Origin of the sequence: Streptomyces sp. NPDC019443, from assembly GCF_044389785.1 — a bacterium.
Lineage (GTDB): Bacteria > Actinomycetota > Actinomycetes > Streptomycetales > Streptomycetaceae > Streptomyces.
Window position 1 is genome coordinate 374,268 of sequence record NZ_JBIRYJ010000005.1, and the last position, 14,297, is coordinate 388,564.

Sequence of the window (14,297 nt, forward strand, 5' to 3'; positions counted from 1 at the left end):
GCCCTAGGCTCGAAGCATGCGCCGAGCAAAGATCGTCTGCACCCTGGGGCCCGCCACCGACTCATACGACCAGATCAAGGCACTGGTCGAAGCCGGAATGGACGTCGCCCGCTTCAACCTCAGCCACGGCACCTACGCCGAGCACGAGGAGCGCTATCAGCGCGTACGCAAAGCATCCGACGAAACAGGCCGCAGCGTCGGCGTCCTCACCGACCTTCAAGGTCCGAAGATTCGCCTCGGACGCTTCCGTGAAGGCCCCGTACTGCTTGAACGCGGCGATGAATTCACCATCACCGTCGAGGAGACGGAAGGCGACCGACACACCTGCGGCACCACCTACCAGGGCCTCGCGGGCGATGTCACCACCGGTGAGCGCATCCTCGTCGACGACGGCAAGGTCGCCCTCGAAGTGACCGCGGTGGACGGCCCCCGGGTCCACACCACCGTCGTCGAAGGCGGCATGGTCTCCGACCACAAGGGCCTCAACCTCCCCGGTGTCGCGGTCTCCGTCCCCGCCCTCTCGGAGAAGGACATCGAGGACCTCCGCTGGGCGCTGCGCATCGGGGCCGACATCATCGCGCTCTCCTTCGTACGCAGCGGACGCGACATCGACGACGTCCACCGGATCATGGAGGAGGAGGGCCGCCGCCTCCCCGTCATCGCAAAGGTGGAGAAGCCGCAGGCCGTCGAGAACATCGACGACATCGTGGCCGCCTTCGACGGCATCATGGTCGCCCGCGGCGACCTCGGCGTCGAAATGCCACTGGAGCAGGTACCGATCGTCCAGAAGCGCGCGATCAAGCTCGCCAAGCGCAACGCCAAGCCGGTCATCGTCGCCACCCAGATGCTCGACTCGATGATCGACAACTCCCGCCCCACGCGCGCCGAGGCGTCCGACGTCGCCAACGCCGTCATCGACGGCACCGACGCCGTGATGCTCTCCGGCGAGACCAGCGTCGGCAAGTACCCCGTCGAGACGGTGAGGACGATGAGCCGCATCGTCGAGGCGGCCGAGGAAGACGTCCTCGCCAAGGGCCTGCCCCCGCTGACCGAGCGCAACAAGCCCCGCACCCAGGGGGGCGCCGTGGCCCGCGCGGCCGCGGAGATGGGCGACTTCCTGGGCGCGAAGTTCCTGGTCGCCTTCACCCAGTCCGGCGACACGGTCAGGCGCCTCTCCCGCTACCGCTCACCGATCCCGCTGCTTGCCTTCACCCCGGACGCGGCCACCCGCTCCCAGCTCAATCTCACCTGGGGCGTGGAGACCTTCCTCGGCCCGCGTGTCGACTCCACGGACGCGATGGTCGCTCAGGTCGACGAGGAGCTGCTGAAGATCGGCCGCTGCGAGAAGGGTGACATCGTCGTGATCACAGCGGGCTCGCCGCCCGGCGTCCCGGGCTCGACGAACCTGGTGCGCGTCCACCACATCGGCGAGGACGACTGCCCCAAGTAGGCGTCGGGTACGCCTGTCCGGCCGGGGTGGTCAGTACTTCGGCCCGACGTGCAGGTCCATGAGGGCGACGGACGCGCGCCTGGCGACGGAGATGTTCTGGGCTGCTCGGCCCGTGCGGGCCGACTTCCACTCGACGCCCACGATGTCGAGCGCGTTGGTGAAGAGCTTGATGATGTCGATGGACGTATTGGTGAAGAAGTATCGCGGGTACTCATAGCGCTTTCGTTCCCCGCCGATGGTCTTCTCGGTCCAGTTGGTGATCCGACAGCCGTCGGAGTGGATCAGTCCCCGGATGAAATCCCATTGGTGAGCGTCGATGATCTGTTGCTGCCAGCTTTCGAGGGCGATATGCCGCTCGTGTTTCTTGCCGGGCCCGTGTTGGGGAAAGAGCCACGGCCAATGGCGGCCGTAGCTGGTGACCGTCACGCAGCCCTGTCGCTGCAGGGCGTAGACGCGGTCCTCGGGGCGGACGGCCGAGATCGCGGCGCGGCAACGGTCGATCAGTCCAGGCCATGCTTCGGCGCACGCGATGCGCAACTGGTAGCCGCCGCGCGGCTGCGCGCTGATGCAGCCGTCTCCGAGGTAGAGGCCCAGGAGGTAGGAGTATGCGGCGGCATCAGCGGGGACTCCTGGAGCGGGAAGGCATCTCGGGCAGGGGGCGGATTGGCTGAGCATGCGCGGCAGGGGATCGATTCGCGTCCGCCACTCGCGGATCGCGGCGCGCGATATGCCGGTCTGCCTGCTTACCGAGTTCAGGCTGCGCCCATGGGCGACGAGCGCCAGGGCTCGCTTGCGCGTATCCAGGTCGTACATGCGAACGAGCCTTGCTGGATCTTCAGGGCCCCGGGGCGGAACGGTGACACGATCACACGTTCACGTGAACTTCAACTAATCCGACGTGACCTTGGAACAGAAGGAAAAGTGCCCCGGGTCGGACTCGAACCGACACTGTATGGGTTTTGAATCCATTGCCTGCTGCCAATTGGGCTACCGGGGCTCGCAGAATCAAAGGTTGCCCCCGACCTGCTGCAGCACCACCTTACCGCAGCTGGGTAGGCTCTTGGGAGCTGTGCCTGCCCTGAACGAGGAGCTCCCGTGACCGCCCCCGACTCGCCCCAGCCCGTCGACGACGACAACAAGTCGCATGTCCCTCCGCTGACGACCCGCGTCGTGATCGCCGAGGACGAGGCCCTCATCCGTCTCGACCTCAAAGAGATGCTGGAGGAAGAGGGCTACGCGGTCGTCGGCGAGGCCGGAGACGGGCAGCGGGCCATCGAGCTGGCCCGGGAGCACCGGCCCGATCTGGTGATTCTGGATGTGAAGATGCCCGTCCTGGACGGGATCTCCGCGGCCGAGAAGATCGCCGAGGAGTCCATCGCCCCCGTCCTGATGCTCACCGCGTTCTCGCAGCGCGATCTCGTCGAGCGGGCCCGGGACGCCGGGGCCATGGCGTATCTGGTGAAGCCGTTCAGCAAGAGTGATGTGGTGCCCGCCATCGAGATGGCGGTGTCCCGGTTCACCGAGCTGAAGGCGCTGGAGCAGGAGGTCGCCGACCTTTCGCAGCGGCTGGAGACGCGCAAGCTCGTGGACCGTGCCAAGAGCGTTCTGCAGACGCAGTACGGGCTGACGGAGCCGGCCGCGTTCCGCTGGATCCAGAAGACGTCGATGGACCGGCGGCTGTCGATGCAGCAGGTCGCCGAGGCGGTCATCGAGGACGCCGAGGAGAAGAAGGCCGCGAAGGACCAGTAGGGCATACGGAGAGGCCCGCACCCCGAGCTCGGGGTGCGGGCCTCTCCGTATGCGTACGGCTCAGTCCTCGCCGAGGTAGGCCTTGCGGACCGAGTCGTCGTGGAGCAGGTCCTGGCCCGTGCCGGAGAGCACGATATTGCCGATCTCCATGACATGGCCCTGGTCAGCGAGCGACAGCGCGGCCTGGGCGTTCTGCTCGACGAGCAGAATGGTGGTGCCCTGGGCCTTGAGCTCGACGATCGTCGCCATGATCTTCTGCATCATGATCGGGGAGAGACCCATGGAGGGCTCGTCGAGCATGAGCAGCTTGGGCTGGGACATCAGCGCACGGCCCATGGCGAGCATCTGCTGCTCGCCACCGGAGAGCGTGCCTGCGGCCTGCTTGCGCCGCTCACCCAGGATGGGGAAGAGGTCGTAGGCGCGCTGGATGTCCCTCTCGATTCCGGCCTTGTCGCTGCGGAGGAAGGCGCCGAGCCGCAGGTTGTCCTCGATCGTCATGCGCGGGAAGATGTGCCGCCCCTCGGGGGAGTGGGCGAGACCGAGCGAGACGATCTGGTGGGCCGGGGTCTTCTTCAACGACTTGCCGTTGAACTTGATCTGGCCGCCGACAGGCTTGAGAAGGCCTGAGAGGGTGCGCAGCGTGGTCGTCTTGCCGGCGCCGTTGGTGCCGATGAGGGTGACGACCTCGCCGGCTTCGACGCTGAACGAGATGCCCTTGACGGCCTCGATCTTGCCGTAGGCGACGCGCAGGTCCTCGACTTCGAGAAGTGCGGTCATCAGTCGTTCTCCTTGCTGGCGGACTCGGCGGGTCCGGTGGACCCCGCTGCGCCGGTTTCGGCCGCTTCCACTTCGGCCACTTCTTGGTCGCCGGGGGCGCCTTCGAAGGGCTCGCCGAGGTAGGCGGCGATGACGCGCTCGTCGCCCTGGACGGTCTCGCTGTCGCCTTCGACGAGCTTCTCGCCCTGGACGAGAACCGCCACGCGGTCGCACAGGTTGAAGATGAAGCGCATGTCGTGCTCGATGACGAGGACGGCGATGCCCATGTCCCGGATGGCGAAGACGAGCTCTTCAGTGGCCCGCGTCTCCTGCGGGTTCATTCCGGCCGTCGGCTCGTCGAGGAGGAGCAGGCCGGGGTCGCTGGCCAGTGCGCGCGCGATTTCGAGCTTGCGCTGCTCGCCGTAGGGGAGGTTGCGGGAGAGGTGTTCCGCCTTGTCCGCGAGGCCGATGAACTCGAGGAGTTCCATGGCCCGTGCCCGGGATTTGGCTTCGGCCTTGTGGAAGCCGGGGCCGCGCAGGAGGGCGGACCAGAGGCCTTCGTTGGTACGGGTGTGGCGGCCGACGAGCACATTTTCCAGGACAGTCATGTTGCCGAAGAGGCGGATGTTCTGGAAGGTTCGCGCGACGCCCGCCGCCGTGACCTTGAAGGACTTGGCGGGGAGGACGGTGCCCTTGTAGCGGACCTCGCCCTCGGTGGGGATGTAGAGACCGGTGAGGCAGTTGAAGAAGGTGGTCTTCCCCGCACCGTTGGGGCCGATGAGGCCGACGATCTCGCCGCTGTTGACGGTGAGGTCGACCGAGCGTACGGCGGTGAGGCCGCCGAACCGCATGGTGACGCCGCGGGCGTCGAGGACCGTCTCGCCGGGCGCGGTGGCCGGGGCGGTGCCCTTCGTGGTGGTGTCGGTGGTCATGGATCAGGCCCCTGTCTTGCTGAGGACTGCGGGCGCTTCCGCGGATTCGTGGAACTCGAGCTGGCGGCGCCGGTTGGGGATGAGTCCCTCGGGCCTGAAGCGCATCAGCAGTACGAGCGCGAGGCCGAAGGCGAGGAGCTGGTAGTCGCCGAGGAACTGCAGCTTGGCCGGGATCAGGTAGAGCAGCGCGGCGCCGACGAGCGGTCCGCTGATGGTGCCCATGCCGCCGAGGACGACCGCGGCCAGCAGGAAGGCCGAGTTCGGCGGGACGACGTGGGCGAACTGGTACTGCTCCGGCGTCACGGTGTAGGTGACGTGGGCCTGGACCGTACCGGCGAGGCCGGCCAGGGTCGCACCGAGAGCGAACGCGATGAGCTTGACCCGGAAGCCGTTGATGCCCATGGCGAGCGCCGCGGTCTCGTCCTCGCGGATCGCGATCCAGGCGCGGCCGATGCGGGAGTCTCCGCTGCGGCGGAAGACCACCACGACGATCAGGGTGATCAGCAGCATCAGGAAGAAGTAGTTCGCGAACCGGCCGATGGTGATGCCGAAGATGCTGTGCTCGAGTCCGAAGTCGAAGCCGAACATCTGCAGGTTCGGGATCGACGAGATGCCGTTGGACCCGTTGGTGATGTCGGGGCCGGAGGTGCCGTCAAGGTTGTTGACGGTGATCCGGAAGATCTCACCGAAGCCGAGCGTCACGATCGCGAGGTAGTCGCCGCGCAGTCGCAGGGTCGGGGCGCCGATCAGGACGCCGAAGACCATGGACGCGGTGGCGCCGACGAGGACCGCCCCCCAGAAGGGGAGGTGGATGTCGAACGGCGAGGACGGCGATCCGGAGACCATGGCCGCGGCGTACGCGCCGACGCCGAGGAAGGCGACGTAACCGAGGTCGAGGAGTCCGGCGAGGCCGACGACGATGTTCAGACCGAGGGCGACGGTGGCGAAGATCAGGATGTAGACGCCGATGGTCGCGTACTGGTCGTCGGACTGGGTGAAGGGGAAGGCCGCGGCGGCGGCGAACGCGCCGGCCATCGTCACATTGCGGTGCTTGGCGGTGATCGCCGACACCCGTCCGACCAGGCCGGACTTGAAGAGCGCGGCGAACCCGAAACCGGCGGTGATGAGGAAGCCGATGAAGAGCTCGTCGTACTCGGTGCCGATGCCGTACGTGAAGACGACCAGGCCGAAGCTGAGCGCCGCGACGATGATCAGGATCTCGACGTAGGAGGGCAGCTTGCGGGCGGGTGCCGCGGTGCCGCTGGCGAAGGCCGCCTTGAACGTGGTGAAGGAGCCGCGGGCGTTGTGCTTGAACTGGTCCCAGCCGGTGTCCTCGGGGTCTGCCGGGTCGGGCGCGGGGCGCTCGAAGGGCAGTCCGAGGGCGCCGACGAGGGCGACCAGGGTGGCGATTCCCGCGACGTACCCACCGGGCTCGAGGTTGGCGAGGCCGCCGAGCTCGTAGCTGATGGCGATCAGGGTGAACCAGGTGGTGGCGAAGGCGCCGAGCGCGGAGAGCCTGATGGAGCTGTCGGCACCGGCGGGAGCGAGCCACCTGAGGCCCTTGACGCCGTACGAGGAGAGTCCGAACAGGGTGGTCAGGACGCCCGCGATGAGGACGAGCCACTGGAGCCCGCCGGGGTAGCCGTAGACGGTGAGGTCGCCGGGGAAGGCGGCCGTCCAGGTCCAGGCGAGGAACGCGGAGATGACGGTGAGTGCGCCGCCTCCGGTCGCGACGGCGCGCGCGATGTTCGGCGGGAGGGAAATGAGGCCCGTCTGAGCGCTGTCGGCCGAGGTCCGCGGGGTTTCCGCGGTGGGAGTCTGTGTCGTCATCGGTGTCACGCCCTGTCCGCGACGCGCTCGCCGAGGAGGCCCTGTGGCCTGACGAGGAGCACGACGATGAGAAGTACGAAGGCCCAGACGTCGGCCCAGGACTGGCCGCCGAGCTGCTGCATGCCGGGGATGTCGTTGATGTAGGCCGTGGCCATGGTTTCGGCGATGCCCAGGGCGAGACCGCCCAGCATGGCGCCGTAGATGTTGCCGATGCCGCCGAGGACGGCTGCGGTGAACGCCTTGAGGCCGAGGATGAAGCCCATGCGGAAGTTCACTTCGCCGTACTTGAGGCCGTATGCGACGGCTCCGACGGCGGCGAACGCGGCGCCGAGGGCGAACGCGACCACGATGATGCGGTCGGTGTTGATGCCCATGAGCTTGGCCGTGTCCGGGTCCTGGGCGGTGGCCTGCATACCGCGTCCGGTGCGGGTCTTCATGACGAAGAACGCGAGGATCGCCATACAGATGGGAGCGGCGATCAGCAGGAAGATGTCACCGGTCTGGATGGTGACGCTGCCGAGGTGGAAGGGGCCACCGGGGATTTCGGGGAAGGTGCGGGAGGACTTCGCCTCGGGGTACCAGGCCCACACCGCCTGCTGCAGGGCCAGGGAGAGGCCGATGGCGGTGATGAGTGGGGCGAGGCGGGGTGCGGTGCGCAGTGGCCGGTACGCGAAGCGTTCCGCGCCGACCGCGATGGTGGTGGCGACGATGATCGCGCCGACCAGCATGAGTGGCAGGGCCAGCCACATGGTGGTGCCGGTGGGAAGGATGAGCCAGACCGTGAGGGCCCCGAACCCTCCGGTCATGAAGATCTCGCCATGGGCGAAGTTGATGAGCTGGACAATGCCATAAACCATCGTGTAGCCGATGGCGACGAGCCCGTACATGGATCCCAGTAGCAGGCCGTTGACCAGCTGTTGCGGCAGTTCGTGCACCGCAGGTCCTCCGAGTCTTTCGACGGATATGACACCGCGCGGGGCGCTGGTTCTGCGGCGCGCCCCGCGCGGCATATGAGGTGTTGCGGACTGAGGATCAGCCGGCGAACGTGCCGGACTTGACGGCCTTCCAGGCGGTGCCCTCGTACTTGTAGACCGTGAGCTGCTTGTTGGTGGCGTCGCCGTACTCGTCGAAGGAGACCTTGCCGGTCACACCGTCGAAGGAGACACCCTGCAGGGACTCGATGACCTTGGCGCGGGCGTCGGAGGGAAGCTTGCCGTCGTTGCCCTCGACGACCTTCTTCACAGCCTCGATGACCGCCCAGGCGGAGTCGTACGAGTAGCCGCCGTAGGCCTCGTAGGCCTCCTTGTAGCCGCCGGCCTTGTAGTTGGCCACGAAGTCCTTGGCCGAGGGGAGCGTCTCGACCGGCGCACCGACGGAGGTGGCGAGGTCACCCACGCCCTCCTTGCCGGAGAGCTTGATGAAGTCGGCGCTGTAGATGCCGTCGCCACCGACGAGCGGGATCGCGGCACCGGACTTCTTGATCTGCTTGCTGAGCGGGCCCGCGACCGGGTACTCGCCGCCGTAGTAGACGACGTCGGCCTTGGAGCTCTTGATCTGGGTGACGACGGCCGCGAAGTCCTTGGTGTCAGGGTTCACGTGCTCGGTGCCGGCGACCTTGCCGCCGAGCTTCTCGAACTCCGCCTTGAAGGTGGCGGCGAGACCGGCGCCGTACGTCTTCTTGTCATCGATGATGAAGACGTTCTTCTTCTTGGCGTCGTTGAACAGGTACTGCGCGGCGAACGGGCCCTGGATGGCGTCCGTGGTCGCGGTGCGGAAGTACGACTTGTACGGGCGGGCCTTCTCGCCGCTGTTCCACTTCGGTCCCTGGGTCAGGGCCGGGTTGGTGTTGGCGGGCGAGACCTGGGCCAGCTTGGCGTCGTCGAAGACCTTCTGCATGGACTCGGCCACCGAGGAGTTCAGGGGGCCGACGACACCGAGGACGTCCTTGTTGGCGACGAACTTGGTGGCGTTCTGCTGTCCGGAGGACGGCTGGGCCTGGTCGTCGAATGCCTCGACCTTGAAGGTGATGCCCTCGACGTACTTCTTCGCGTTGGCCTGCTTGGCCGCGAGGTCGACAGAGTTCTTGATGCCGAGACCCAGCGCGGAGAGCTCACCGGTCAGCGGGGCATCGACGCCGATGACGACCGTGGTACCGCCGCCCTCGGCCCCACCACTGCTGTCGTCGCGAGAGCCACAGGCGGTGAGCGCAAGGGCTCCCGCAGTGAGTGCAGCCGTCATGGCTACGAGCGAACGTTGACGCACGATCAGTCCTTTCACCTGGCACGGCCGCCCCCCACGGGGCGTACCGAGTCGAGCGCTGGAACCGAACTGAAGGTAATCCGGCGGCGCGGTGACTGGGCGTGACTCTAAGCGCGGTATTGGGGGAGGTGGAGTGGTCTGGCCAAGGATGTGACGCTCTTGTTATGCCGCGGCGTAATGCATAGCGGATTTTCGTGGGGGGAACGGGGGAATTCCGGCCGGTTCGTCTTGTCCGCATGCTGAGAACGTGCAGGACCGTTCGGCGGTTTGAGTCCTGACGTTCGATCTTGGTGGCACGCAGTGCCAACTGCTTCGGCCAGGTCTCGGGCGTACCGGTCGCCCAGAATGTAACTATGTTCTTGCATTGCGCGCGCATTACGCAGTGTTACGTCGAGGAAAGGGAGCGCGGCATTCCGTGCCACTTTTCCGCATTCCGACACATGGACCACGATGAGTACTTTGCGTGGTTTTCCAGCACTCACAGTGAAGGGCGCCGCGGGGGTGGTGGAGACCCTCAGACCTGCGGAGTTCTGGGTGATCCGCTCGACCGTGACCGGCGGTCCGGAGACGGTGGTGACCAGGACGGTGAAATCGAACGAGTCGTGTCCGGCGACCGGCCGGGCGGGTGCCTCGTAGGCCAAGGCGACCGCCTGCGCCGGCCATGGCGCCGGGGGCGGCGTCGGCCGGGTCAGATAGAGATACGACCCGCCTGCGGCGAGGATGGCCGCGGATGCGGCGGCGATGACCATGGGGCGATGCCGCCCGGCGAACGCGCCCGGCCGGCTGAGCCGGGGCCCGGCCGGGAGGTGAGCGTGGGCGTCGTCCGGCGCGTACGTGCCCTCGCCCGGCTCGACCGGGCCGACTCCGCTCATTGCCAGGGTCCCCCGGTCGGGGTCCCGCCGCGATGGCGCTCGGTGCAGCGGTCCGCGGCCTGACGGTCGATCAACTTCCGTGCGGCGTCGGTCCCTTGGCGCTTCTGCTCGGCGCGGGCGGCAGTCACCACGTCCAGCAGAATCTCGTTCTGCCCGCCGGACAGGCCCATGGCCTGGTAGTCGAGGTTGGCCTGCTCGCCGCCGTCGAGGACGACCCGCGCCCAGTGGGAGATCAGCCGTTCGCACAGTTCCTGCGGTGGGGTACTGCGCGGAGCCGGTGAGGCGGAGCTGGTGGGACCGCCGTCCCCGCAGCCGGTGAGGACGACCAGCAGCGCGACGGCGCACACCGCAAGGTGCCTTGCTCGGCGTGGCGGTCCTGGCCCCATGCCGCGACGCTAGCGGGGGTGGCGGGAGAGGGCAATGGTGCGCCTGGTGCCGCCGGACGTGCGGTCCGGCGGCACCCGCCGTGGGGAGGTGGCGCGGGCTACGGCAGCTTGGCGAAGGGCGGGCTACGGCAGCTTGGTGAAGGGGGAGAGGAACGCGCGGGCGCCGGGGGTGTCCAGGCGGTAGGAGACGTTCGTGGCGTAGCACGGGCCGTCGCCCGTGATGGTGGTGGCCACCAGGGTGCGCTTGCCGTCCACGGTGGCGAAATTGGGGCCGCCGGAGTCGCCGTAGCAGGCCCCGCCGTTGCCCTGGGGTGCGGTCATGGCCAGGCGCACCCAGGCTTGGTTGAGGGCGTCGAAGGTGACGGGGGCCTTCATTCGGACGCCGCCGCCGGGGTGGGTGTGGCCGCCGGGGCCGCGGGCGGCCTCCTGGGTTCCGTACCCCGCGACGAAGAACGAGGTGTCCTGCAGTCCTTGCGGGCCCAGTGCGTCGAGCGCTCCGGCCTTGGGGAGAGTGGCCGGGGTGAAGGTCCAGCGAGCCTTGACCTGGGCGGCGGTCAGTTCAATGACCGATATGTCGTGATTGTCCGAGGCGGGGCCCGGGTAGTCGGGGTGGCTGTGGGCGGTGCCCTGGACGGCGACGGCCCTCGCCACGGTCGCCGGGTCGCCGGGGTGTTCGGCGGCGGCCTTGTCGAGGCCGGCTTGCACGTCCTGATCGAGGGAGACGTAGAACTTCACGTTCGCCGGCCAGTCGGTGGTGCAGTGCGCGGCGGTCAGAAAGGTGTCCGCGTCGATCATGGTGCCGGAGCAGACCCAGTCGACCCGGTCGGGGGTGGCGGGGTTGTCGTCGTTGTCCCAAGTGGCGACGAGGGCGCCGACCTCGGTGCGCTCCGGCGCGGGCGTGGCGTTGTACGAGTTGATCGCTGAGGACGGGAGTGCCGCACTGAGGACGAGGGCGCAGGCCGCGGCGGTGGCGGCACTCAGGCGTACGGGAACGGCAGTCAAGGGGAGACCCTTCGATGTCGTGGGGCGGGGGTTCTCCTGTGGGGTGGTCGACAGTGAAGCGCGCGTGTGGGCCCTGCGGCAAGAGTGACGGGATTACTTGGCTGTTGCTTGACTGATTCCTGTGGCCGAGGCGGAGTTGGCAAGGATTTGCGGTCCGGTGCCGGTGTGGGACGCCGGACCGCTGTGCCGGCCGCGGCCGCGGGCGTCAGCCCGTCGTGCCGTCCGGGTTCGCATCCCGCAGCAGACAGGTCAGCCGCGCCGTGCAGACCCGCTTGTCCCGCTCGTCGGTGATGACGATCTCGTACGTCGCCGTGGTGCGACCACGGTGTACCGGCGTCGCGACGCCGGTGACCAGGCCGGAGCGGACGCCCCGGTGGTGCGTGCAGTTGAGATCCACGCCGACGGCGATCTTGGTGACCCCGCCGTGCAGCATCGAGCCGACCGAGCCGAGCGTCTCGGCGAGCACGGCGGACGCGCCACCGTGCAGCAGTCCGTACGGCTGGGTGTTGCCCTCGACCGGCATCGTGCCGACGACCCGCTCCGCTGCCGCCTCGACGATCTGCACGCCCATGCGGTTGCCGAGATGCCCGGCGGAGAAGAGCGCGGGCAGATCAACCCCGAGCGCGGCGTATTCGTCGATGACCTCTTGCGGGAACTTCACGGTTCTCTGCTCGCCCATGCGGCCCGGCTCCGATCTCAGTACGTTGCGTGCGGTGTGCACCGTCTTATCAGATGCCTGAGCGAACGCTTAGCCCGGTGGTCTCATTCCCTGTTCTCGAACCGGACGATCACGGACTTACTCACCGGGGTGTTGCTGATGTCGGCGGTGGAGTCCAGCGGGACCAGCACGTTGGTCTCCGGGTAGTACGCGGCGGCGCAGCCCCGGGCGGTGGGGTAGTGCACCACGCGGAAACCGGCGGCCCGGCGCTCCACGCCGTCCTTCCACTCGCTGACCAGATCGGTGTACGAGCCGTCCGCCAGGCCCAGTTCACGCGCGTCGTCGGGGTTCACCAGGACCACCCGGCGGCCGCCCTTGATGCCGCGGTAGCGGTCGTCGAGGCCGTAGATCGTGGTGTTGTACTGGTCGTGCGAGCGCAGCGTCTGCAACAGCAGCCGGCCCGCCGGAACCTTCGGGAACTCGACCGGCGCCGCGGTGAAATTGGCCTTGCCGGTGGCGGTGGGGAAGCGGCGCTCGTCGCGCGGGGCATGCGGGAGCGTGAAGCCGCCGGGGTGGGCGATCTTCGCGTTGAAGTCCTCGAAACCGGGCACCACGCGCGCGATGCGGTCGCGGATCGTCCCGTAGTCCTTCTCGAAGTCCTCCCATGGCGTCAGTGAGCCGGGGCCGAGCACCGCGCGCGCCAGCCGGGCCACGATCGCCGGCTCTGACAGCAGATGAGGGCTCGCCGGTGTCAGATTGCCGCGGGAGGCGTGCACCATTCCCATTGAGTCCTCGACGGTCACCACCTGCCTGCGGCCCGCCTGTATGTCCTTGTCACTGCGGCCGAGGGTGGGCAGGATCAGCGCCCGGGCGCCGGTCACGGCGTGCGAGCGGTTCAGCTTGGTCGACACATGGACGGTGAGGCGGGCCCGGCGCATCGCGGCCTCTGTGACCTCGGTGTCGGGGCTGGCGCTCACGAAGTTGCCGCCCATGGCGAAGAAGACCTTCGCCTCACCGTCGCGCAGCGCCTGGATGGACCGTACGACGTCGAAACCGTGGTGGCGCGGCGGCGCGAAGCCGAACTCCTTCTCCAACGCGTCCAGGAAGGCGGGGGCCGGCCGCTCGAAGATGCCCATGGTGCGGTCGCCCTGGACGTTGGAGTGCCCGCGCACCGGACACACGCCGGCGCCGGGGCGGCCGATGTTGCCGCGCAGCAGCAGGAAGTTGACCACCTCGCGGATGGTCGGCACGGCGTGCTTGTGCTGGGTCAGGCCCATCGCCCAGCAGACGATGGTGCGCTTCGAGGCGAGGATCATCTCCAGTGCCCGCTCGATGGCGGCACGGTCGAGCCCGGTCGCGGCGAGCGTCTCGTCCCAGTCGGCCGCGCGGGCCGCGGCCGCGAACTCCTCGTACCCATGCGTGTGTTCGCGTACGAACTCCTCGTCGACCGCGCCCGCGGTCTCAAGGATCAGTTTGTTCAGCAGCCGGAACAGGGCCTGGTCGCCGCCGATGCGGATCTGCAGGAACAGGTCGTTCAGGGCGACACCCTTGATCATGCCGCGCGGCGTCTGCGGATTCTTGAACCGCTCCAGACCCGCCTCGGGCAGCGGATTCACCGAAATGATCTTCGCGCCCGCGTTCTTGGCCTTCTCCAGAGCGCTGAGCATCCGGGGGTGATTGGTGCCAGGGTTCTGCCCGGCGACGATGATCAGGTCCGCCTGGTGGAGATCCTCCAGCGAGACGCTGCCCTTGCCGATGCCGATCGTCTCGTTCAGCGCCGATCCGGAGGACTCATGGCACATGTTGGAGCAGTCGGGGAGATTGTTGGTGCCGAATTCGCGGGCGAAGAGCTGGAACAGGAAGGCGGCTTCGTTGCTGGTGCGGCCCGAGGTGTAGAAGAGCGCCTCGTCGGGGGAGGCCAGCGCCGTGAGCTCCTCCGCGATGATCGCGAAGGCGCGCTCCCAGGTCACCGCCTCGTACCGGTCAGCACCCTGAGGCAGATACATCGGCTGCGTGATACGGCCCTGCTGCCCCAGCCAGTAGCCACTGCGTGAGGCGAGATCCGCGAGGGGGTGCGCGGCGAAGAAGTCGGGTGTGACGCGGCGCAGCGTCGCCTCCTCGGCGACGGCCTTCGCGCCGTTCTCACAGAACTCCGCCGTGTGCCGCTTGTCGCCCTCCGGCCAGGCGCAGCCCGGACAGTCGAAGCCGTCCTTCTGGTTGACCTTGAGGAGCGTCTGCGCGGAGCGGCGCACGCCCATCTGCTGCTGGGCGACGCGCAGCGTGTGCCCGATGGCGGCGAGGCCGGCAGCCGCGTGCTGCGGGTCCGAGACCTGCGGCGCGTCCTGGACCGGGTCACCTGCGGGCGGCTTTCTGGACATCGCGCTCTCCCTCGAGCATGCATCT

12 protein-coding genes and 1 tRNA gene are annotated in these 14,297 nt (G+C 68.0%); 2 read left to right on the forward strand and 11 right to left on the reverse strand.

Annotation, left to right across the window (positions count from 1 at the left end; genetic code table 11):
- The first annotated feature begins 16 nt into the window (after positions 1–16).
- The gene (gene pyk / locus ACH492_RS19045) at positions 17–1,450 is read left to right on the forward strand and encodes a pyruvate kinase (protein ID WP_398987972.1); all 1,434 of its coding nucleotides are present in this window, start codon (positions 17–19) and stop codon (positions 1,448–1,450) included.
- A 30-nt stretch (positions 1,451–1,480) separates the two neighbouring features.
- On the opposite strand, the gene ACH492_RS19050 is transcribed toward pyk, so the two are convergent.
- Positions 1,481–2,263 (reverse strand): transcriptional regulator, encoded by a 783-nt coding sequence (locus ACH492_RS19050; RefSeq protein WP_398987974.1) that lies wholly within the window; start codon positions 2,261–2,263, stop codon positions 1,481–1,483.
- Positions 2,264–2,372: 109 nt separating this feature from the next.
- Positions 2,373–2,447 (reverse strand) — tRNA-Leu (locus tag ACH492_RS19055).
- Positions 2,448–2,545: 98 nt separating this feature from the next.
- On the opposite strand from ACH492_RS19055, the gene ACH492_RS19060 reads away from it, so the two are divergent.
- Complete coding sequence (locus tag ACH492_RS19060; protein ID WP_398987976.1) at positions 2,546–3,199, forward strand: ANTAR domain-containing response regulator; 654 nt, start codon at positions 2,546–2,548, stop codon at positions 3,197–3,199.
- A 60-nt stretch (positions 3,200–3,259) separates the two neighbouring features.
- On the opposite strand, the gene ACH492_RS19065 is transcribed toward ACH492_RS19060, so the two are convergent.
- From ACH492_RS19065 to ACH492_RS19105, 9 genes are all read right to left on the reverse strand, one after another.
- On the reverse strand, positions 3,260–3,976 hold the full coding sequence (locus tag ACH492_RS19065) for an ABC transporter ATP-binding protein (RefSeq protein ID WP_398987978.1): 717 nt from the start codon (positions 3,974–3,976) through the stop codon (positions 3,260–3,262).
- Positions 3,976–4,887, reverse strand: coding sequence for an ABC transporter ATP-binding protein (locus ACH492_RS19070; RefSeq protein ID WP_398987980.1), 912 nt, complete (start codon positions 4,885–4,887; stop codon positions 3,976–3,978). The genes ACH492_RS19065 and ACH492_RS19070 overlap by 1 nt, the downstream gene beginning before the upstream one ends.
- A 3-nt stretch (positions 4,888–4,890) precedes the next feature.
- Positions 4,891–6,717, reverse strand: coding sequence for a branched-chain amino acid ABC transporter permease (locus ACH492_RS19075; RefSeq protein ID WP_398987982.1), 1,827 nt, complete (start codon positions 6,715–6,717; stop codon positions 4,891–4,893).
- Positions 6,718–6,722: 5 nt separating this feature from the next.
- Positions 6,723–7,652, reverse strand: coding sequence for a branched-chain amino acid ABC transporter permease (locus ACH492_RS19080; protein ID WP_307664129.1), 930 nt, complete (start codon positions 7,650–7,652; stop codon positions 6,723–6,725).
- A gap of 97 nt (positions 7,653–7,749) precedes the next feature.
- The gene (locus tag ACH492_RS19085; protein WP_398987984.1) at positions 7,750–8,979 is read right to left on the reverse strand and encodes a branched-chain amino acid ABC transporter substrate-binding protein; all 1,230 of its coding nucleotides are present in this window, start codon (positions 8,977–8,979) and stop codon (positions 7,750–7,752) included.
- Between the two features lie 865 nt (positions 8,980–9,844).
- Positions 9,845–10,195, reverse strand: coding sequence for a hypothetical protein (locus ACH492_RS19090; protein WP_398987985.1), 351 nt, complete (start codon positions 10,193–10,195; stop codon positions 9,845–9,847).
- Positions 10,196–10,357: 162 nt separating this feature from the next.
- Entirely contained in the window at positions 10,358–11,236 is an 879-nt protein-coding gene (locus ACH492_RS19095; RefSeq protein ID WP_398987987.1) for a trypsin-like serine protease, read from the reverse strand.
- Between the two features lie 205 nt (positions 11,237–11,441).
- Complete coding sequence (locus tag ACH492_RS19100) at positions 11,442–11,915, reverse strand: PaaI family thioesterase (protein WP_398987989.1); 474 nt, start codon at positions 11,913–11,915, stop codon at positions 11,442–11,444.
- A gap of 83 nt (positions 11,916–11,998) precedes the next feature.
- A complete protein-coding gene (locus ACH492_RS19105) occupies positions 11,999–14,272 on the reverse strand; it encodes an FdhF/YdeP family oxidoreductase (RefSeq protein ID WP_398987991.1) in 2,274 nt (757 codons plus the stop codon).
- Positions 14,273–14,297 lie beyond the last annotated feature (25 nt).